Here is a 19377-nt window from a genome sequence, read left to right as displayed (position 1 = left end):
CAGGGCGGCGCTGGAGATGGCGGCGCCGTCCAGGGTGATGGCCGTTGGTCCGATGCGGGCCCACGGCCATTCCAGCGTCAGCTGGAAATCCGCCGCGGGCGGCAGCGGAATCAACCACAGAGGCATCTGACAAAGGGCGTGGGCGGCCAGAACGCGCTCCACCGTGACGATCGCGCCCATTCTTGAAATCGGCGGCACTGGCGTACCGCCGTCCCCCGGCCTCGCGGCCAGGGGAGGACTCGTGATCAGGAGGGCACGCTCACGGGTTCAGGTCGGTGGCGGAGCGTTCGGCGAACACGCGCATGACCTTGGTGGTGATCGGGCCGGGGGCGACCGGGAGCTCGGTGTCGTCGACCAGCTTGATCGGCTGCACGTCGCGCGTGGTGGAGGTGAGGAACGCCTCCTCGGCCTCGTACAGCGCCGACAGCGGCACGTCGGTCTCCTCGCCGCCGCACCATTCGAGCACCAGCGCCCTGGTCACCCCGGCCAGGCAGCCCGACTTGAGGGTGGGGGTGAGCAGGCGGCCGTCGCGGACGACGAAGATGTTGGAGCCGGTGCCCTCGCACAGGTTGCCGGCGAGGTTGCCGAAGATGGCCTCGCCGCCGCCGCGCTTCTTCGCATGCAGCAGGGCCTTGGCGTTGTCGCCGTAGGAGGTGCTCTTGACGCCCGACAGCGCGCCGCGCTCGTTGCGCGGCCACGGCACGACGGCGACGTTCGCGGTGGCGGGGAACGGCTTCTGCTCGTCCACGATGACGACGGAGGTGGTGCCCTGGTCGCCGCGGTCGGACCCGAGGGGGCCGGGGCCGCTGGTGTAGGTGACGCGGATGCGGCCGAGCGCCCAGGCGGGCGCGACCTCCAGGAGCTTGGCGATGCCGTCGGCGATGGCCTCGACGTCGGGTTCGGGCAGGTCCATGCGCTGGGCGGAGAGCGTGAGCCGGTCGAGGTGCCGGGTGAGCGCGAACGACTCGCCGTTCACGATCTTGATGGTCTCGAAGACGCCGTCGCCGACCATGAGCCCGTGGTCGAACACCGACACGGTGGCCTGAGCGGGGTCGATCAGCTCCCCGTTGACCCAGACAGGGATGTTCATTCAGTTTCCTCCTGTGGATGCCAGTGAGATGAGCCTGGCTGCTTTGAGCTCGGTCTCGAGCCACTCGCGCCGGGGATCGCTACCCCAGGTGATGCCCGCTCCCGTGCCGAACCGGATCTCGCTGCCGGAGATCCAGAATGTTCTGATGCCTACGGCCAGCGCCGCCCTGCCTCGGTCGGCGTCGACCCAGCCCACCGCCCCACAGTACGGGCCGCGCGGTGCTGGTTCGAGCTCATTGATGATGCGCAGAGCCGACGATTTCGGAGCACCCGTGACAGATCCGGGCGGGAAAGTCGCCGCGAACAGCTCCGGCCAGCCCGCGCCGGGCGCGAGCCTGGCACGCACGGTGGAGACGAGGTGGACGAGCCCGGGGTGCTCCTCGACCGCGCACAACGAGGGCACCTCGACCGATCCGACGGCCGCGATCCTGCCGAGGTCGTTCCGGACGAGGTCGACGATCATGACGTTCTCGGCGTAGTCCTTGTCGAGGAGGTCGCCCGCGGTCGCGCCGGTGCCCTTGATCGGCCTGGACTCGACGACGTCGCCGTCGCGCGACAGGTAGAGCTCGGGCGAGGCCGACACCACGCTCAGGCCGGGGACGTCGATGACGGCCGCGTACGGGGCCGGGTTGCCGGACGCCAGCCTGGCCGCCAGGGCGAGCGGGTCGGCGTCACGCGGCACGGGAGCGGTCAAGATACGGCAAAGGTTCGCCTGGTAGACCTCGCCCTGCTCGATGTAGTCGCGGATGGCCCGCACGCCGCGCTCGTACGCGGCCTGGTCGAGGGAGCTGACCCACTGGCCGGGGTGCGGCCCGCGCCAGGGGACGGCGGGCGCGGGCAGGGGCGACCTGCGCACCCGGTCGAACCGGGCGCACGTCACCTTGCCCTCGTAGTCGACCACGACGGCCCACCAGCCCTCCCCGTCGAGCGCGGCGAGGTCTGAGGTCACATCGCGCAACCCGCTGGCGAGAAAGCCGCCTAAGTGGGCGAATCCGTCGTACACACCTCCCATTCTCCCAGCATCTCGACCAGCTCCAGCGCGGCGGGCAGTGGCGACTCGGGGAGGGCCGCGTAGACCTTGCGTGCGGGTGTCGTACCTCTGAGGGGTTTGAGCACCAGATCCGCCGGTACGGCCCGCGCCGCCAGCTCCGGCACGAGCGTCACCCCGAGCCCCGCGGCGACGAATCCGAACTTGCCCGACCATTCCGCCACCCGCGGCCCGCCGCGCGGCGTGAACCCGGCCGCCGCGCACGCCGCCACCAGCAGCGTCGGCTGGCCGCGCGGCGCGGCCTCGATCCAGGACTCCCCCGCCAGGTCACGCAGGTCCACCTCGGCCTCGCCGGCCAGCCGGTGGCCGGCGGGCAGCGCCACCAGCAGCCGATCCTCCCTCAGCGGCACCGTGCGCGCCCCCTCGCCGGGCAGCCCTGCCGGGTAGTCGCTGATCACGGCCACGTCCAGCGCCCCGGCGTGCAGCAGGTCCATCAGCCGGGCGCTGAGCCCTTCGGTCAGCCGCAGCTCGACGCCGGGACGCCGCTCCAGGAAGCGCTTGAGCGTGCCCGGCAGCAGATCGATGTTGGCGGTGGCGAACGAACCCACCCGGAGGATGCCCCCGTGCCCCCGGTGGATGGCGGCCAGGTCCTCGCCCGCGCGTTCGAGCCGGTCGAGCACGGCGACGGCGTGCCGGTGCAGGGCCGCGCCCGCGGGTGTCAGGCGTACGCCGCGGGCCAGCCGTTCGAACAGCGGGCCGCCCGCGGCGCGTTCGAGCGCGGCGACGCGGCGGGAGACCGCCGACTGGGTGTATCCGAGCAGTTCGGCGGCGGCCGTGAACGAGCCGCTCCTGGCGACCTCGTCGAAGAGCCGCAGCGAGCCGGTGTCGAAGGCATTCGTGTCGTGCATGGCTGCCATGCAATCTAGTCGGTGGTGGAATGCCTCGCACCGGTGTTCACTGACGCACGTGATTGCATTTCTCGGACAGGGGCGCATGGGCGCCCCGATGGCCCGGCGGCTCGTGTCGGCCGGGCACAAGGTGACGACGTGGCGGCGCTCCGACGGGGTGCCCGTGGCCACGGCGGTGGACGGCGCCGACCTGGTCATCACGATGCTGAGCGATCCGGCGGCGGTGCGCGAGGTGCTGGCGGCGGCGCTGCCGGAGCTGCGGCCGGGGGCGACGGTGGTGGAGATGTCCACGATCGGCCCCGAGGCGGTGCGCGAGCTGCGCGCGCTGCTCCCGCCTGAGGTGGGGCTGGTGGACGCGCCGGTGCTGGGCAGCGTGGGCCCCGCCGCCGAGGGCACGCTGACCGTGCTGGCCGGTGGCGACGTGCAGGGGTGCCGCGAGGTGTTGTCGGTGTTCGGGCCGGTGCGCGAGTGCGGGCCGCTGGGGTCCGGCGCGGCCATGAAGATCGCCGTGATGAGCGCGCTCGTGCCGGCCCAGGTGCTGCTCGCCGAGACGTTCGCGTACGGCGAGGCGCACGGCGTGGACCGCGGCGCGCTGATCGACGTGCTGTCGGGCACCCCGCTGGGCGTACTGGCCGAGCGGTTGCGCGTGCCGGCGGCGCAGACCCGCTACTCGCTGGCCCACGCCACGAAGGACCTGGAGCTGGGGGCGTGGGAGGGCGCGACGATGGCCACGGCCGCGCGGGCCAGGTTGCAGGAGGCGCGCGCGGCCGGGCTCGGCGAGCACGATCTGACCACGATCGCCGAGCACGTCGGCGGCGGCCCGGACAGCCTGACCGGCCCCACCGGCCCCACCGGCCCGATCGGCCCGGCCACCGCCGCCGGGCAACCCATGGGCGGCCCCGGGCACCGGGCCGTGTCGCTCAACCTCTCGACGATCCCTGCCACGAACGGCATGTACTCGCACGCCACGCGCGTGGGCGACATGCTCTACATCTCCGGGCAGGCCGCCTTCGACGAGCACGGGAACCTCGTCGGCGAGGGCTCCATGGAGGCCCAGGCCGAGCACGTCTTCCAGGTCATCTCCCGCATCCTCACCGATCAGGGCGCGAGTTTCGCCGACATCGCGTTCCTCAGGACGTACCTGACCGACATGGAGGACCGGGTCGCGTACGGGCGGGTGCGCAGGAAGTACATCACCGGCACGCCCCCGGCCAGCACGACGGTCGAGGTGTCGAAGCTGTTCATGCCGGGGCTGCTGCTGGAGGTGGACCTGATCGTGGCCCTGCCGCGTTAGCCGGCGTCAGTCCACGTCAGTCCAGGGGGCCGGTGACCGACTCCGCCGCGGCGACCACCCCTCCCTCGGCCACCAGGCGCACGGCCGAGTCGATCTCCGGGGCCAGGAACCGGTCGGGGCCCGGCGCGGGCACGGTCTCGCGCAGCGCCTGGAGCACGGCCGCCGTCGCGGGCGCGGGCTCCAGCGGGGCGCGCAGGTCGAGCGCGCGGGCGGCGGTGAGCACCTCGATGGCCAGCACCCTGGTGAGCCCGTCCACGGACCTGCGCAGCTTGCGGGCCGCCGACCAGCCCATGGAGACGTGGTCCTCCTGCATGGCGGAGCTGGGGATGGAGTCCACGCTGGCGGGCACGGCCAGGCGCTTCAGCTCGGAGACCACGGCCGCCTGGGTGTACTGGGCGATCATGTGGCCGGAGTCCACGCCGGGGTCGTCGGCCAGGAACGCGGGCAGGCCGTGGTTGCGGGCCACGTCCAGGAAACGGTCGGTGCGGCGCTCCGACATCGAGGCCAGGTCGGCGGCCACGACGGCGAGGAAGTCCAGCACGTACGCCAGGGGCGCGCCGTGGAAGTTGCCGTTCGACTCGACGCGGCCGTCGGCCAGCACGGCCGGGTTGTCGATGGCGCTGGCCAGCTCCCGCCCGGCCACGGTGGCGGCGTGCGCGATCGTGTCGCGGGCCGCCCCGGCGACCTGGGGCGCGCAGCGCAGGGAGTAGGCGTCCTGGACGCGGGTGCAGGCCGCCGGGTCGCGGTGACTGGCCATGATGCCCGAGTCGCGCAGCACCTTCGTCATGTTGGCGGCGGACAGCGCCTGGCCGGGGTGCGGCCGCAGCGCCTGCAGCTCGGGGGCGAACACGCGGTCGGTGCCCAGCAGCGCCTCCACGCTCATGGCGGCGCTCACGTCGGCGGTCCTGACCAGCCTGGTGAGGTCGTCGATGGCCAGGATCAGCATGCCGAGCATGCCGTCCGTGCCGTTGATCAGCGCCAGGCCCTCCTTGGCGGCCAGCTCCACCGGCTCGATCCTCGCCTGCTTGAGCGCCTCGGCCGCCGGCAGCACGGTGCCCGAGGCGTCCCGTACGACGCCCTCGCCCATCAGCGTGAGCGCCACGTGCGCCAGCGGCGCCAGGTCGCCGGAGCAGCCGAGGCTGCCGTACTCGTGCACGATCGGGGTGATGCCCGCGCTGATCAGTGCGGCCAGGGTCTTGGCCGTGGTCGGCCTGATGCCGGTGTGGCCGGTGGCGAGCGTGCTCAGCCGCAGCAGCATGAGCGCGCGCACCACCTCGGTCTCCACCTCGGGCCCGCTGCCGGCCGCGTGCGAGCGCACCAGCGAGCGCTGGAGCTGCGCGCGCAGCGCCGGGTCGATGTGCCGCGTGGCCAGCGCGCCGAACCCGGTCGAGATGCCGTACGCGGGCACGGGACTCTCGGCCAGCTCGTTCACTCGCTGGCGGGCCGCCGCGATGGCGGCGATGGCATCGTCGGTGAGCTGTACGGGGGCTCCGTGGCGGGCCACCCTGATGACGTCGTCGAAGGTCGGCGGCTCCGGACCGACGTTCACGACTCCGTTGTCGCGCATGGTGCGTCTCTCTCGTTCAGGTAACCGGCGTAACCGATGTTAGCCCCTTACCGGAGAACAGGTCCGCCAGCCCCTCCCTGCCCTCGTCGGTGAGGACCACCGCCCTGGGCACGCTGCCCCGCCGGTACCACCCGCGTTCGAACAGCACCTCCGTGATCGCCGCGCCGAGTGCCCCGCCGAGGTGCGCCCGGCGCTCGGTCCAGTCGAGGCACTCGGGCGCGAAGCGCCTCCTCGACCGGCGCGCTCCCGCCACGTCCACGCCCAGCCGCGACAGCAGCCGCTCCCCCGTCTCCGTCACGTCCTGCCCGTCGTAGTAGCCGTCCTCCTTGAGCCGGTCGAGCAGCCCCACCCCGGCCCGGCCGGCCAGGTGGTCGTAGCACGTACGGGCCTCCTCCAGCATCCTGGCCTGCCGCGACTGGCGCAGCGAGCGCACCGGCGGGCGGGCGCTGATCCGGGCCAGCACCTCCAGCACCTCGGCGATCTCGTGCCCGGCCAGGCGGTAGTAGCGGTGGCGGCCCTGGCGCACGACGTCCACGAGCCGGCCGTCGAGCAGCTTGGCCAGGTGGGCGCTCGCGGTGGCCGCGCTCACCCCGGCCATCCGGGCCAGCTCCCCGGCGGCCAGCGCCCGGCCGCCGAGCAGCGCGGTCAGGATGGCGGCCCTGGTGGGGTCGGCGATCAGCGCGGCGACGGGGGCGATGTCGGCGTCCCTGGCGATGTGCTCCATGACTGCGACGCTAGTACGGGAACCCTTCGACGTGGAACGAAGGGTCAGCGCTTGCCCAGCGCCTTCCTGATCAGCTCGCGAGCCCGGTCCATGACCACGAGCGGCGGGCCCATGATCAGGTTCCTGGTCGCGGACTCCGTGCCGGGATGCGGGCGTGTCGGCGCGAGCGTCTCGGCCGCGCGCACCGCCGCCGCCATCGCCCGCCGCTCCACGGCGGAGGTGTTCGCGCGCAGCCTGGCGAACTCGTAGCGCTCCTCGCTGCGGGCGTGCGCGAGCACGGCGGTACGCAGCGCGGCCAGGCCGTCCCAGAACTGCGGGTGGTCCACGCCGCTCCTGTGCAGGTCGAGCAGGAGGCGCTTGGCCCGGTTCTCCTCGGTCAGCCGGTCGGCGACCACGCCGTGGCCGTTGTCGAGCTTCCTGCGCGCGTACGGGTGGACGATCTCCTCCTCGGCCGTCTCGTGCACGGACAACATGCGCGTCAGCCGGTCGAAGGCGTCCCCCACCTTGTCCGGAGGCGCCTGCTCCACCTCGTCGAACAGGTCCCTGATCTGGCCGTGCTGGGCCATCAGGAGCTCGATGACATCTTGTTCAGCCACGTCAGCGCCCGTACCCGGGCCCGCTCCCGGCACGCGCCGCCTTACCGAACGCGGACGGAACGCGGAGGTTGTCGGGATGGGCCGCGGGTACGCGCAGCGACATGGCCTTCGACCCACTCCAGCAGCGGGGCATCCCGCTGGACGAGCAGCTGCGCGACTGGCGGGAGCTGAACGTCACGCCGATCGACCCGGACCACGCCGACCCGTACACGCGGTGCCGGATCATCACCATGAACGGGATCGAGGTGGAGGCCATCCTGTTCAGCCACCAACTCGCCCGCCACTGCCCCGACCTGGAGATCAAGCAGCAGCTCGCCAGGGTGCGCTACATCGAGGCGCAGCAGCAGAAGACGGTCAACTGGCTGCTGCCGGGAGCGTCGTCGGTGCTGGAGACGACGATCGCCTACGAGCAGGTGGCGGTGGACCTGACCGCCTGGGTGGCGCGCATGGAGCCCGATCCGTACCTGCGGCAGGCCTACCAGTTCGGCGTGCTGGAGGACTTCGACCACCTCTACCGGTACGCCAACCTGTACGAGATGATCGAGCACCGCAAGGCCGAGAAGATCGTCGACAACCTGACCGAGGTCATGCCGGGCCGCCCCACGTACCTGCACCACCGCGACCCGTTCGACAACGTGCGCCGGCCCTACGTCCGCAGCGTCACCGAGCCGCTGTCCCGGCTGCACGCACTGACGATCATGTCGGCCGAGCAGCAGACGATGAACTTCTACATGAACGTCGGGCCGATGTACATGGAGCCGATAGCCCGGCAGCTCTACCAGGAGATCGGGATGGTGGAGGAGGAGCACGTCACCCACTACGAGTCGCTGGTGGACCCCGGCGAGAGCCTGTGGGAGCAGTTGCTCAACCACGAGTACAACGAGTGCTACCTCTACTACTCGTTCATGGAGACCGAGTCCGACCCGAAGGTGAAGAACATCTGGGAGCTGCACCTCAACATGGAGCTGGAGCACCTGCGGCTGGCCGCGGAGTTGTTCAAGCGGTTCGACGGGCGCGATCCCGACCAGGTGCTCGCCCCCGCGCTGCCGCCGCCGGTGACGTTCGAGCCGAACAAGGGGTACATCCGCGACCTGCTCGCCACCCAGATCGACTGCACCACGCTGGGCACCGGGTACGTCCGGGAGGCGCACGAGCGCTTCACCCGGATGCAGGAGGCCGTGATGGGCGGCGAGAAGCCGGCGTCGGAGCGCGTCATCGACGACAACCGGGCGATCTCCGGCCGCGAGTACCGCCTGGAGACGGAGGGGCCGCATCCGGCGGGCCTGCAGCTCAGCAGCTGACCGTCCCCGGGTTAGAGTCTGGCCCCATGACAACTGTCGCGCTCGTCACCGGCGCCTCGCGTGGTCTCGGGGCCGCCATCGCCCGCAGGCTGGCCGCCGACGGCCTGGCCGTGGCCGTCAACTACCGCTCCGACCGGGCCGGCGCCGAACAGGTGGCCGATTCCATCCGTACGGCGGGCGGCGTCGCCGAGGCGTTCGCCGCCGACATCACGGACGAGGCCGCCGTCGAGGGCCTGGTCGCCGCCGTCGCCGACCGGCTCGGCCCGGTGGGGGTGATGGTGGCCAACGCGACAGGCCCGCAGCCGACCGCCGGTGTCGAGGACCTCACCTGGCAGGCGCACCTCGACCAGCTCACGTTCTTCGTCAAGAGCCCGACGCTGCTCGTGCAGGCGGTGCTGCCGGGCATGCGGGAACGGGGCGGCGGCCGCGTCATCCAGATCGGCTCCGACATCGTGGACCGCAAGCTGCCCGCCACCTCCGCCTACACCGCCGCCAAGGCCGCCCAGCACGCCCTCACCGAGGTGTGGGCCAGGGAGCTGGGCCCGTACGGCATCACGGTGAACGTGGTCGCGCCCGGCTGGATCCCGGTGGAGCGGCACGAGGGGCTGGACGAGAGCGCGTACCGGGAGGAGGTGCCGCTGGGGCGGATGGGCATGCCGGAGGACGTGGCGGCCGCGGTGTCGTACCTCGCCTCGGAGGGCGGCGCGTTCGTCACCGGCCAGCGCGTCACCGTCAACGGCGGGCACACGTGACCTGGGCGGGCGTATTCCAGTTTGGGGACTGGGCCAGGATTCGCTAGAGTTCTCTCGTCGCCCCGGAGTGAAGACTCACGGGGCGGATGCGGAAGTGGCTCAGTGGTAGAGCATCACCTTGCCAAGGTGAGGGTCGCGGGTTCGAATCCCGTCTTCCGCTCGGAGCTTCCGGCTCGGTGGCGTGGCCGAGAGGCGAGGCAGCGGCCTGCAAAGCCGTCCACACGGGTTCAAATCCCGTCGCCACCTCGCGAGGACGATTAGCTCAGCGGGAGAGCGCTTCCCTGACACGGAAGAGGTCACTGGTTCAATCCCAGTATCGTCCACCACACTTCACGGCCCTGGCTGATCAGCCAGGGCCTTCGTGTTTCCACCCGGGTGTGCCGGCGGCGGTACCCGTGGCCGACCAGGGGCACCGACGTACCGGGGCGGGCGAGCGGCCTGGTCATCCGGCGTTCTTGGCGCGACGATCAGCGCATGGACACTCAGGAGATCGCCGACCGACTGGAGATCACCGGCCTGCTGGCGCGGTACACGTACGCCATCGACTCGGGGCAGTGGGACCTGCTCGACGAGGTGTTCCGCCAGGACGCGGTGATCGACTACAGCTCCTCCGGCGGCATCACGGGCACCCGGGACGAGGTCAAGGCGTGGCTGGCCGAGGTGCTGGTGCACTGGCCGGCCAGGCTGCACCTGATCGGCGCCGCCCGGATCGACTTCCACGACGGCGAGGCCCGCGTGAGCGCGCCCTTCACCGACACCCTGGCCCCCACGCGGGAGATGGTGGCCGCCCGGACCGAGGGCTTCCTGCACGGCGGCGGCTACTACCATCACCGCATGCGCCGTACCCCCGACGGCTGGCGCAGTACCGAGCTGGTGGAGGAGCAGACCTGGCGCACTGTGTGCTGAAATACCGGACATCTCCCCGCTAATTCGGTTCCGAAAGTTTCCGGTTTGAGGTGGAATTGAACCGGACGACGGTCGGGAGCCGTCTCCATGCTTGTTCACCCGAGAGTTCATCGGCCGGGGAAGCGGAGCGGTGGGAGGCCCGCCACCCATGGGTGCGCCAGGTATTCCGGCTTGCCACGGGGGGTAAGGCCAGTGATCGAAACGCTGGAGTGGACTCTTCTCGACGGGGAGCACGCGCTGCTCGTCAAGGGGGACATGCGACGGGCACGCGAAAGGTTCGACAGCGCCTACGCGCAGGCAGCGCAGCGAGGCGAGGCGGACGCGCTCGCCAGGGCGGCGCTCGGCCTGGGCGGGATGTGGGTGCACGAGCACCGCACGGCCGCGGCGGCGGCGACGGTACGCGTGCGCCAGCGGGACGCGCTGTCGCAGCTCGACGCGGGCTCGCCGCTGGCCCTGCGGTTGCGGATCAGGCTGGCGGCCGAGGACGACTACCGCACGGGCCGCCAGGACGCGATCATGGCGCTGGTGTCCGAGGCCAGGGCCGCGGGTGACCCGGTGGCGCTGGCCGAGGCGCTGAGCCTGGCGCATCACTGCGTCCCCGGCCCGGACGACGGGGCCCGGCGGATGGAGCTGGCCAGGGAGCTGATCGGGGTGGCCTCCCGTACGGGCCGCCGCTCGGACCTGCTCATCGGCCTGCTGTGGCGCGCCGCGGACCTGCTCCTGGAGGCCGACCCGCACGCCGAGCGGGCCCTGGGCGAGCTGCGGAGCGCGCTGGACGGCGAGGGGCAGCAGGCGATCGAGTACGTGGCCGGCGCGATCGAGGTGATGCTGAGCACCCGCGGCGGCCGGTTCGAGCACGCCGAGGAGCGCGCCGCCGCCTGCTACGAGCGGGGCCTGGCGGCCGGCGACCACGACGCGCCAGGCTGGTACGTCCGCCAGCTCGCCGCCATCCGCTGGTACCAGGGCCGGATCGGCGAGCTCGTCCCCCTGCTGACCGACCTGCTGAACTCGCCCATGCTCCCCGCCCTGGACGACTCCCCGTACGCGGGCCTGGCGGTGGCCGCCGCGGTGGCCGGTGACCGGCGGCTGGCCGAGGGCATGCTGGCCAGGCTGCGCCGCGGCGTCCTGGCCGACCGGCCGCGCACGAGCACCTGGCTGATGTCGATGTACGCGATCGTGGAGGCGGCCGACCTGCTGGACGACGCCGATCTCGCCGGCAGGGCGGCGGCGCTGCTGGTCCCGTACGCGGCCCTGCCCGTCATGACCAGCCCGGGCATCGTCTGCTTCGGCTCGGCCCGGCACAGCCTGGGCGTGGCCGCGATCACCACGGGCGAGCTCGACCTGGCGGTCGCGCACCTGCGCAGGGCCGTCCACGAGAACCTGGCGCTGGGGCACTGGCCCGCGGTCACGCTGTCACGCTCGCGGCTGGGCCAGGCGCTGGCGCTGCGCGACGGCCCCAGGGACGAGAGGGCGCGCAGGCAGCTCGCGCTCGCCGCCCAGGAGGCCGGGACGCTCGGCATGCACGTGCCCCGTCACGTGGCCGAGCGCGTCACCTGCCGCCAGGCGGGCCCGCGGTGGCGGGTGGAGCTGGGCGCGCGGACCGCGCTCGTGGACCACTGCGTGGGCATGCTGCACCTGGCGGCGTTGCTGGCCAACCCCGGCAGGGAGATCCCGGCCGCGGAGCTGGCAGCCGGATCGCCGGACTCCGTTCCTGCGCAGGCGTCGGCGCAGCGGGTGCTGGACGGGCCGGCGGGCCGGGCGTACCGGAACCGGCTGGCGCAGCTCGACGCCGAGATCGCGGAGCTGGAGGCGAACCACCAGCCCCGGCAGGCGCAGGAGCGGCGGGCCGAGCGTGACTGGCTGGTGGCGGAGCTGGCCTCGGCGACGGGGCTGGCCGGCCGGCCGCGCGCGTTCGGCTGCGGCGAGGAGCGGGCCCGCACGGCGGTCGGCAAGGCCATCAGGCGGGCCGTGGATCGTGTCGCGATAGCCGATCCCGTCATCGGCGAGGAGCTGCGGGCGACAGTGCGGACCGGGCTGCGCTGCTCGTACGACCCGGGCTGACCTGCACAAACGACCACGGCTACAGACATATCGCGTTTGCGGCCAGCCGCCTTGCGGGCAACGCCAGTGCGGGCAGTGTCCCCCTGCCCTTCCCGGTCGGAAAGGCTGTGCGGCGATGGCATTCGCATGGGCTCTTCTCGGTCATGACATAGCCGTCGATCTCGGTACGGCGAACACCCTCGTCTACGTTCGCAGGAAGGGCATCGTGCTGAACGAGCCCTCCGTCATCGCGATCAACGTGCACAAGAACACCGTCGTGGCCGTCGGCAAGGCGGCCAAGCGCATGCTGGGCCGCACTCCCCCGCACATCGCCACGATCAGGCCGCTGAAGGACGGCGTGATCGCGGACCTGGACGCGGCGGAGCGCATGTTGCGGCTGTTCATCCAGAAGGCGCACCCGAGCCGGTTCCTGGCCAGGCCGCGCATCGTCGTGGCGGTCCCGAGCGGCACCACCTCGATCGAGCAGCGGGCGGTCAAGGAGGCCGCGTACGAGGCGGGCGCGCGGCGGGTGCACATCATCGAGGAGCCCATGGCCGCCGCGATCGGCGCGGGGCTGAAGGTGGGCGAGGCCACCGGCAACATGGTCGTCGACATCGGCGGCGGCACCACGGAGGTGGCCATCGTCTCGTTGAGCGGCGTCGTGGTGGCCAAGTCGGTCCGGGTCGGCGGCGACGAGCTGGACGAGGCCATCATCACCCACATCAAGAAGGAGCACGCGCTGCTGCTCGGCGAGCGCACCGCCGAACGCCTGAAGATCGACCTCGGCGTGGTCAGGGCCGCCGTGCCCGACGCCGACCCCGTGGGACGGCACCGCGCCGGCCTCACCGTGCCCGCGCAGGACGGGCCGCTCGGCCCGGCGGACGACGAGCCCTCCGGGCCGCCCGCCCCGCGCGGCTGGAACCCGTTCCGGTCGAGGCCGAAGCCCGGGAGCGCGGCTCCGGCCGCCGCGCCGCGCACCATCGAGCCGAGGACCTTCGCCCCGGTACGCGGGCGCGACCTCGTCAGCGGCCTGCCCAAGACCGCCACGATCACCGCCGAGCAGATCAGCGAGGCCATCGAGGACCAGGTGCAGGCCATCATCGACGCGGTGCAGACGACGCTCGACCAGTGCCCGGCCGAGCTGGCGGGCGACCTGCTGGACAACGGCATCGTGCTCACCGGCGGCGGCGCCCTGTTACGGGGCCTGCCCGAGCGGATGGGCGAGGCCACCGGCATGCCCATCCGGCTGGTGGACAAGCCCCTGTACTCGGTGGCGCTGGGCGCGGGCCGCTGCGTGGAGCGCTTCCAGGCCATGCGCGACGTGCTGCTGCCCGATGGGTCCCGGCGGTGAGGCGGGCGCTCGTCCTGCTCGTGCTGTCCGCCTCCGCCCTCCTCGTCGTGATCGACCGTACGCTGACGCCGCTGGCCCCCCTGCGGGAGGCGGGCGCGAGCGTGTACGGCGCGGTCCAGGGCGCGGTGCAGGGCGCGGTGGCCGCGGTGGCCAGGGCGTTCGGCGGCGAGGAGCGGCTGCGGGAGCTGGAGCGGGAGAACGCGGCCCTGCGTGCCCGGCTGCTGTCGTCCGGCACGCGGTCCGTGGCACGGCTGGACGTGCCTGCCGGGCACCAGGGGGTGGCGGCGCACGTGGTCGGGTTCGGCCGGGGCCAGAGCGTCGCCATCGACGCCGGGTCCTCCTCGGGCGTCGCGCGCGACGTGACCGTGCTGAACGCCGACGGCCTGGTCGGCAAGGTCACCTGGGCGGGGCCCTCGACGGCGTCCGTGTCGCTGATCACCGACGCGGGCTCGTCCATCGGGGCGCGCATGGCGGGCTCGGGCGAGCTGGGCGTGGTGACGGGGGTGCCGGGTGAGGGGCTGCGGCTGAGCCTGTTCGACCCGGACGCGCCGCTGGCGGTGGGCGACCGGGTGGTGACGCTCGGGTCGGCGGGCGGGCGGCCGTACGTCGCCGGGGTGCCCATCGGGACGGTCGCCGCGCTGGAGGGCGCGCCGGGGGCGGCCACCCGTACGGCGCTGGTGCGGCCCGCCGCACGGCTGTCGGCGCTCGGGCTGGTCGCGGTGATCGTGCCGCAGCCGGAGCGGTGAGCGCCGTGAAGCGGGAGCGGGAGCGCTGTGGAGCCGGAGCCGGAGCGGTGAGCGCCGTGGAGTCGGAGCGGTGAGCACCGTGGAGCCGGGGCGGTGAGCGTGGTGGGGCTCGTGCTGATGGCGCTTGGGGCGCCGCTGGTGCAGGTGCTGGTGGTCAACCGGTCGCCGTGGGGCGGGCCCGATCTGGTGGCGCTGGCGGTGGTGTGGCTAGCGCTGGCCAGGGGGCCTGTCTGGGGCTGCGTGGCGGGGCTGGTGACCGGGCTGGCCGCCGACGTGACGCCGCCCGCCGACGGCACCGTGGGGCGCACCGCGCTGGTCCTGTCGGTGACGGGGCTGCTGGTGGGGCGATGGGCCGGGCGCTCCGCGCGGTCGCGCGAGGCAGGACCGGCGGGATGGCCCCGTGCGGCCGGCCCGGTGGGTGGCAAGCCGGTGGTGGCGGCTGCCGTGGGCGCGGTGCTGGGACCGGTGCTGCAGGTCATCGCGACGGTAGCGCTCGGGGACGCGCCGTTGCGGTCGGCGCTGGGCGGGCCGCCTCCGGGCTTCGAAGGCGCGCCGTGGTGGTCGGGGGCGGCGCTAACGCTGGCGTGGACGGTGGCGCTCGGGGTTGCCGGCGGCATGCTCGCCCGGCGGCGCTCGGCGTGGAAGGGACCGTCCCAGACGGCGCCGTCCCAGGCGTACCTCTTCCGAGCGGGCCCGTTCCGAGCGGAGCCGTCCCAGGCGGGGGTGTACCGGGCGGGAGCGCGCCGGGCGGGGGTGCACCGGGCAGGGGTGCGCCGGGCGGGAGCGCGCCGTGTCTAGGGCCAGGCTGCTCGTGCTGCGGCTGGTCGCCGTGGCCATGCTGGTCACGCTGCTCGGACGGCTGTGGTTCCTGCAGGTGGTCAACGGCGACGCGTACGTGCGGGCCGCCGCCGACGTGCGGATCAGGAGCGTGGCGCTGCCGCCCACCCGGGGGCAGATCCTCGACGTGGCCGGGCGTCCCCTGGTGACCAACAACACCCGTCCCGTCGTGACCGTGGACGCCGTGGCGCTGGCCCACCAGCCGGACGGCGGCCGGGCGGTGCTGACCCGGCTGGGCGAGGCGTTGGGGCAGCCGTACCGGCAGATCGCCGAGAAGGTGCGGCTGTGCGGGGCGGGGGTGGCGCAGCCGTGCTGGCAGGGCTCGCCGTACGAGCCGATCCCCGTCGCGCGGGACGTGAGCGTGCCGGTGGCGCTGCAGATCAGCGAGCGGCAGCAGGACTTCCCCGGCGTCCGCACGGAGCTGCGCCCGGTCCGCGTGTACCCGTACGGCGCGGCGGCGGCGCACACCCTCGGGTACGTCCAGGGCGCCCGGGGCCGCGACGGCCTCGAAGCCGCCTACGACCGCGAGCTGGCCGGGCGGCCCGGGCGCAAGGACGTGGCCGTGGACCACACGGGCCGGGTCACCAGAACGCTCCGCCAGGACCCGCCCGTGCCCGGCAACACGCTCGTGACCAGCATCGACTCCCGCGTCCAGACCATCGCCGAGCGGGCGCTCGGCCGGGCGCCGGCCGGCAGCGGCGGCTCGGCGGGCGCGGCCGTGGTGCTGGAGTCGGGGACGGGCCGGGTGGTGGCGCTGGCCGGACGGCCCGCCTACGACCCGTCGGTCTGGACGGACGGCGTGACGGCCCGCGAGTACGCGGCGCTGCCGCTGCTGTCGCAGGCCGTGCAGGGCGAGTGGGCGCCCGGCTCGACGTGGAAGGTCACCTCGGCGGCGGCAGCGGCCTCGGCCGGGTACGGGCTCGGCGCCACCTACGACTGCCCGCCCGGCTACACCGTCGGCAACCGGGTGTTCCGCAACTTCGCCGGTGCCGACCTGGGCGTGATGACCATGCACGGGGCGCTGGTGCAGTCGTGCGACACGATCTTCTACCGGCTGGCCGACCAGCTCTGGCAGCGCGGCTCCGACGCCCTGCAGCGCACCGCCCGCGGGTTCGGGTTCGGCCGGCCGACCGGCGTGGACCTGCCGGGAGAGGCGGCCGGGGCGGTGCCCGACGCGGCCTCGAAGCGGGCCCAGTGGCGGGCCACCCGCGCCGAGAGCTGCCGGCGGGCCGGCGAGGGTTATCCGGAGCTGGCCGACCGGGCGCGGGCGGCGTACCTGACGGCCATCGCGCGGGAGAACTGCCAGGGCGGCGGCGTGTGGCGGGGCGGCGACGCGGCGAACCTCTCCATCGGGCAGGGCGGCGTGCTGGTGACGCCGCTGCAGCTGGCGCGGGCGTACGCGGCCGTCGCCAACGGCGGCACCCTGCACAGCCCGCGCGCCGGCCTGAAGGTGGTGCGCCCGGACGGCACGACGGTGCGGACGATCACGCCGCCCGTGTCGGGGCGGCTGCCCGCCTCGGCCGGGACGCTGCGCTTCATCAGGCAGGCCCTCGCCCAGGTGCCCAGGACCGGGACGGCGCAAGGCGCCTTCGACGGGTTCCCGTTCGGGAAGATCGCGGTAGCAGGGAAGACGGGGACGGCGGAGTCGTTCGGGCGGCGGGACACCTCCTGGTTCGCCTCCTTCGCGCCCGATCCCGCCTACACCGTGGTCGTCGTGCTGTCGGAGGGCGGCAGGGGCGCCGAGGGCGCGGCTCCGGCGGCCCGCGCCATCTGGGAGGGCATCCTCGGGCTCAGGGAGCGGCGATGATCGCGGTTGCCGGGAGGAGGCGCCTCGTGTGGGCGCCGTCGCTGGGCCCGCCCGACCGGCTGCTGACGCTGCTGGCGCCGGCCCTGTCCGCCGTGGGGCTGCTGCTGGTGTGGTCGGCCACGCGGATGTCGGGCGACCATGCCCTGCTGGTGCGGCAGGCCGTCTCCGCCGGCGTGGGGCTGGTGCTGATGTGGCTGGTGTCGCGGGTGGACCTGCGGGTGCTGCGGGCGTACGTGCCGGTGGCGTACGCGCTGGCCGTGCTGTCGCTGGCCGGGGTGCTGAGCCCGCTGGGCGTGCGGGTGAACGGGGCGCACTCGTGGATCGTGCTCGCCCCCGGGGTGCAGTTCCAGCCGTCGGAGCTGGCCAAGGTGGCGCTGGCCCTGGCGCTCGCGGTGCCGCTGGGCGAGCTGCGCGACGGGCGGCGCCGGCCCGGGTTCGGCGGGGTGCTGCTGGCGCTGGTGCTGGCCGCGGTGCCGATCGGGCTCATCGCGTTGCAGCCGGACCTGGGCACGATGCTGGTGTTCGCGGCCATGGTGGCGGGGGCGCTGCTGGTTTCGGGGGCGCCCAGGCGGTGGCTGCTGGTGCTCGCCGGGGGCGCGGCGGGGGCGGGCGCGGCGGCGTGGCAGCTCGGGCTGGTCCGGCCGTACCAGCTCGAACGGCTACTCGTGCTGGTACGGCCGGGAGCCGATCCGGGCGGCGTCGGCTACAACGCCGCCCAGGCCCGCATCGCTATCGGCTCCGGCGGCCTGTCGGGCAAGGGCCTTTTCAACGGCGAGCAGACCGCCGGCCACTTCGTGCCCGAGCAGCACACCGACTTCATCTTCACGGTCGCGGGCGAGGAGCTCGGCTTCGCCGGGGCCGCGCTCATCGTGCTGGCCGTGTTCGCGCTGCTGTGGCGCGGGCTGTCGATCGCCCGGCAGGCCGGCTCGCTGTACGGGACGGTGCTGGCGGGCGGGCTGGTGTCGTGGCTGGGGTTCCAGACGTTCCTGAACGTGGGGATGACCGTGGGGCTCATGCCGGTCGTGGGGGTGCCGCTGCCGTTCGTCTCGTACGGCGGCTCCGCCACGGTCGCCGGGCTGGTGGCCGTCGGGCTGCTACAGGCGGTTCACCGGAGCAAGCCCATGCAGGCGTAGCAGGTTCTCGCCCAGGATCTTGCGCTTGGCCTGGTCGGTGAGCTGCGGGTAGCCGTACCCGTCGCACAGGTCCTGCGGGATCGTGAAGTCCCTGAACGCCCTGAGCGCCCACTGCGGATGGAAGATCGGCGCCTCCGAACCGTAGATGATCTTGTCTTCGCCGCACCAGAAGAGCAGCTTGCCGATGATCTCGGCGAACATCCGGGGCGCCCTGACGATGAAGTTGATCGTCGCCGCCAGGTCGGCGTACAGGTTGGGGTAGCGGATCAGCTGCCAGCAGGTCTCGTCCAGGAACGGCAGGCCGACGTGGAAGATGACGAAGTTGACGTCGGGGAAGTTCGCGGCGGCGCCGTCCATGTCCCACGTCTGCGTGTGCTCGATCGGCTGCGGGCCCAGCGGGACGCCCTTGTGCACGCCGATCAGGTTGACGCCCAGCTCCTGCGCCTTCTCGAAGATCGGGAAGGCCACCCTGGGGTCGTCCATGCGCCACGGGTACGGCGAGCCGTAGTCGTAGCGCACGTTGTACAGCTTGAACGCCCGCGCGTTGTACTCCCCCACCTGCCGCTCCATCAGGTCGAGCGCCTTGCGGCCCTCCAGGGGGTTGACCGAGCCCCAGAAGACGGTCCGGTCCGGGTCGCGGGCGGCCAGCTCCGCGCACTCCTGCCACGGCGACAGGCCGTCATGGTAGAGGTCGGTGAGCGGCAGCGGCATGGCCACCAGCATGTCGGTGTCCGACTCCTCGAACACCATGCGGCGGATGTCATCGATCGTCCACTGCCGCAGGAACTCCTCGGGCGGCAGCTTGGTCTCGCCCTCCGGGGTGAGCGTGGTGTGGAAGGCGTACAGGTGGTTGGAGAACATCTGGCCCGCGGGGCCGAACGCGTTCTTGGCCTCGAAGTTGAACACGTGGGCCACGCTGTCGAACACGAAGAAGTCGTCGATCATCGTAGTTCCCTCCCTATGTAGGCCGCCTTGTCGGGCACCTGCGCGGGCGCGGGCAGGAAGCGCAGCAGCCGGGCGGCCCGCGGGGAGAGCCGGTCCGTCGTCCACACCTCGTCCCACACCACCTCGACCTCCGCCTCGCTGATGCCGGGCTGCTCCTCGATGCGATCCCGCACCTCGGTCAGCACCCTGGCGGCGAACGGGCACCAGCCCGAGGTCAGCAGCAGCTCGACGCGGGCCCGGCCGCCGTCCACCTCGACCGATCTGACCAGGCCCATCTCCACGACGGAGATGCCCTTCTCCCTGCAGCACGGGTCGTAGACCCCGGACAGCGCCTCATTGGCCCACTGCGGTATCTCCGGCATGACCTCATCGTCGGACGGGTGTGCCCGTCGG

At 73.1% G+C, this 19377-nt stretch carries 18 protein-coding genes and 3 tRNA genes; 13 read left to right on the top strand and 8 right to left on the bottom strand.

Annotated features, from left to right (window positions below; translation table 11 throughout):
* Window positions 1-259: 259 nt before the first annotated feature.
* The 3 genes from ACBJ32_RS50065 to ACBJ32_RS50055 are packed head-to-tail and all read right to left on the bottom strand — an operon-like array spanning window position 260 to window position 2985.
* A complete protein-coding gene (locus ACBJ32_RS50065) occupies window positions 260-1090 on the bottom strand; it encodes an aminotransferase class IV (RefSeq protein ID WP_375132935.1) in 831 nt (276 codons plus the stop codon).
* A complete protein-coding gene (locus tag ACBJ32_RS50060) occupies window positions 1091-2038 on the bottom strand; it encodes a chorismate-binding protein (protein ID WP_375132934.1) in 948 nt (315 codons plus the stop codon).
* Between the two features lie 29 nt (window positions 2039-2067).
* Window positions 2068-2985: a LysR family transcriptional regulator gene (locus ACBJ32_RS50055; protein ID WP_375132933.1), complete on the bottom strand. Its 918-nt coding sequence runs from the start codon at window positions 2983-2985 to the stop codon at window positions 2068-2070.
* Window positions 2986-3043: 58 nt separating this feature from the next.
* Between ACBJ32_RS50055 and ACBJ32_RS50050 the strand changes: the two genes are divergently transcribed.
* Window positions 3044-4279, top strand: a complete 1236-nt coding sequence (locus ACBJ32_RS50050) for an NAD(P)-binding domain-containing protein (protein ID WP_375132932.1) — start codon at window positions 3044-3046, stop codon at window positions 4277-4279.
* Window positions 4280-4295: 16 nt separating this feature from the next.
* Here the strand turns inward: ACBJ32_RS50050 and hutH are convergent, their stop codons facing one another.
* Genes hutH through ACBJ32_RS50035 form a run of 3 tightly spaced genes read right to left on the bottom strand, consistent with a single transcriptional unit; the run spans window position 4296 to window position 7166 of the window.
* Window positions 4296-5846 carry a histidine ammonia-lyase gene (gene hutH, locus ACBJ32_RS50045; RefSeq protein WP_375132931.1) on the bottom strand — a complete coding sequence of 517 codons (1551 nt, stop codon included), beginning with the start codon at window positions 5844-5846 and terminating at the stop codon, window positions 4296-4298.
* Between the two features lie 16 nt (window positions 5847-5862).
* Complete coding sequence (locus ACBJ32_RS50040; RefSeq protein WP_375132930.1) at window positions 5863-6570, bottom strand: ArsR/SmtB family transcription factor; 708 nt, start codon at window positions 6568-6570, stop codon at window positions 5863-5865.
* Window positions 6571-6614: 44 nt separating this feature from the next.
* Window positions 6615-7166 carry a hemerythrin domain-containing protein gene (locus ACBJ32_RS50035; RefSeq protein ID WP_375132929.1) on the bottom strand — a complete coding sequence of 184 codons (552 nt, stop codon included), beginning with the start codon at window positions 7164-7166 and terminating at the stop codon, window positions 6615-6617.
* A 101-nt stretch (window positions 7167-7267) separates the two neighbouring features.
* Between ACBJ32_RS50035 and ACBJ32_RS50030 the strand changes: the two genes are divergently transcribed.
* The 12 genes from ACBJ32_RS50030 to rodA all read left to right on the top strand — a co-directional run bounded on the left by ACBJ32_RS50030 (window position 7268) and on the right by rodA (window position 18039).
* On the top strand, window positions 7268-8467 hold the full coding sequence (locus ACBJ32_RS50030; protein WP_375132928.1) for a hypothetical protein: 1200 nt from the start codon (window positions 7268-7270) through the stop codon (window positions 8465-8467).
* Between the two features lie 26 nt (window positions 8468-8493).
* Window positions 8494-9219, top strand: coding sequence for an SDR family NAD(P)-dependent oxidoreductase (locus tag ACBJ32_RS50025; protein ID WP_375132927.1), 726 nt, complete (start codon window positions 8494-8496; stop codon window positions 9217-9219).
* 88 nt (window positions 9220-9307) lie between these two features.
* A tRNA-Gly gene (locus tag ACBJ32_RS50020) sits at window positions 9308-9379 on the top strand.
* A gap of 15 nt (window positions 9380-9394) precedes the next feature.
* Window positions 9395-9465: transfer RNA gene (locus tag ACBJ32_RS50015), tRNA-Cys, on the top strand.
* 5 nt (window positions 9466-9470) lie between these two features.
* Window positions 9471-9545, top strand: a tRNA-Val gene (locus ACBJ32_RS50010).
* Window positions 9546-9693: 148 nt separating this feature from the next.
* Window positions 9694-10125: a nuclear transport factor 2 family protein gene (locus ACBJ32_RS50005; RefSeq protein ID WP_375132926.1), complete on the top strand. Its 432-nt coding sequence runs from the start codon at window positions 9694-9696 to the stop codon at window positions 10123-10125.
* 192 nt (window positions 10126-10317) lie between these two features.
* Complete coding sequence (locus ACBJ32_RS50000; protein ID WP_375132925.1) at window positions 10318-12186, top strand: hypothetical protein; 1869 nt, start codon at window positions 10318-10320, stop codon at window positions 12184-12186.
* A 115-nt stretch (window positions 12187-12301) separates the two neighbouring features.
* The gene (locus ACBJ32_RS49995) at window positions 12302-13516 is read left to right on the top strand and encodes a rod shape-determining protein (protein ID WP_375132924.1); all 1215 of its coding nucleotides are present in this window, start codon (window positions 12302-12304) and stop codon (window positions 13514-13516) included.
* Window positions 13513-14262 carry a rod shape-determining protein MreC gene (gene mreC, locus ACBJ32_RS49990; protein WP_375132923.1) on the top strand — a complete coding sequence of 250 codons (750 nt, stop codon included), beginning with the start codon at window positions 13513-13515 and terminating at the stop codon, window positions 14260-14262. The genes ACBJ32_RS49995 and mreC overlap by 4 nt, the downstream gene beginning before the upstream one ends.
* Before the next feature lie 93 nt (window positions 14263-14355).
* Window positions 14356-15060: a hypothetical protein gene (locus ACBJ32_RS49985; protein WP_375132922.1), complete on the top strand. Its 705-nt coding sequence runs from the start codon at window positions 14356-14358 to the stop codon at window positions 15058-15060.
* On the top strand, window positions 15053-16906 hold the full coding sequence (gene mrdA, locus ACBJ32_RS49980) for a penicillin-binding protein 2 (RefSeq protein WP_375132921.1): 1854 nt from the start codon (window positions 15053-15055) through the stop codon (window positions 16904-16906). Before ACBJ32_RS49985 ends, mrdA begins: the two co-directional genes overlap by 8 nt.
* Window positions 16903-18039, top strand: a complete 1137-nt coding sequence (gene rodA, locus ACBJ32_RS49975) for a rod shape-determining protein RodA (RefSeq protein ID WP_375132920.1) — start codon at window positions 16903-16905, stop codon at window positions 18037-18039. The genes mrdA and rodA overlap by 4 nt, the downstream gene beginning before the upstream one ends.
* Here the strand turns inward: rodA and ACBJ32_RS49970 are convergent.
* Window positions 18001-18984: an amidohydrolase family protein gene (locus tag ACBJ32_RS49970; RefSeq protein WP_357876308.1), complete on the bottom strand. Its 984-nt coding sequence runs from the start codon at window positions 18982-18984 to the stop codon at window positions 18001-18003. The genes rodA and ACBJ32_RS49970 overlap by 39 nt on opposite strands.
* Window positions 18981-19346, bottom strand: coding sequence for a metal-sulfur cluster assembly factor (locus ACBJ32_RS49965; protein ID WP_375132919.1), 366 nt, complete (start codon window positions 19344-19346; stop codon window positions 18981-18983). The genes ACBJ32_RS49970 and ACBJ32_RS49965 overlap by 4 nt, the downstream gene beginning before the upstream one ends.
* Between the last annotated feature and the right edge of the window lie 31 nt (window positions 19347-19377).

Origin of the sequence: Nonomuraea sp. GTA35 (genome assembly GCF_041950525.1) — a bacterium.
Lineage (GTDB): Bacteria > Actinomycetota > Actinomycetes > Streptosporangiales > Streptosporangiaceae > Nonomuraea.
The sequence above is the reverse complement of the archived record's forward strand: the minus strand, read 5'-3'. Positions and strand labels throughout refer to the sequence as shown.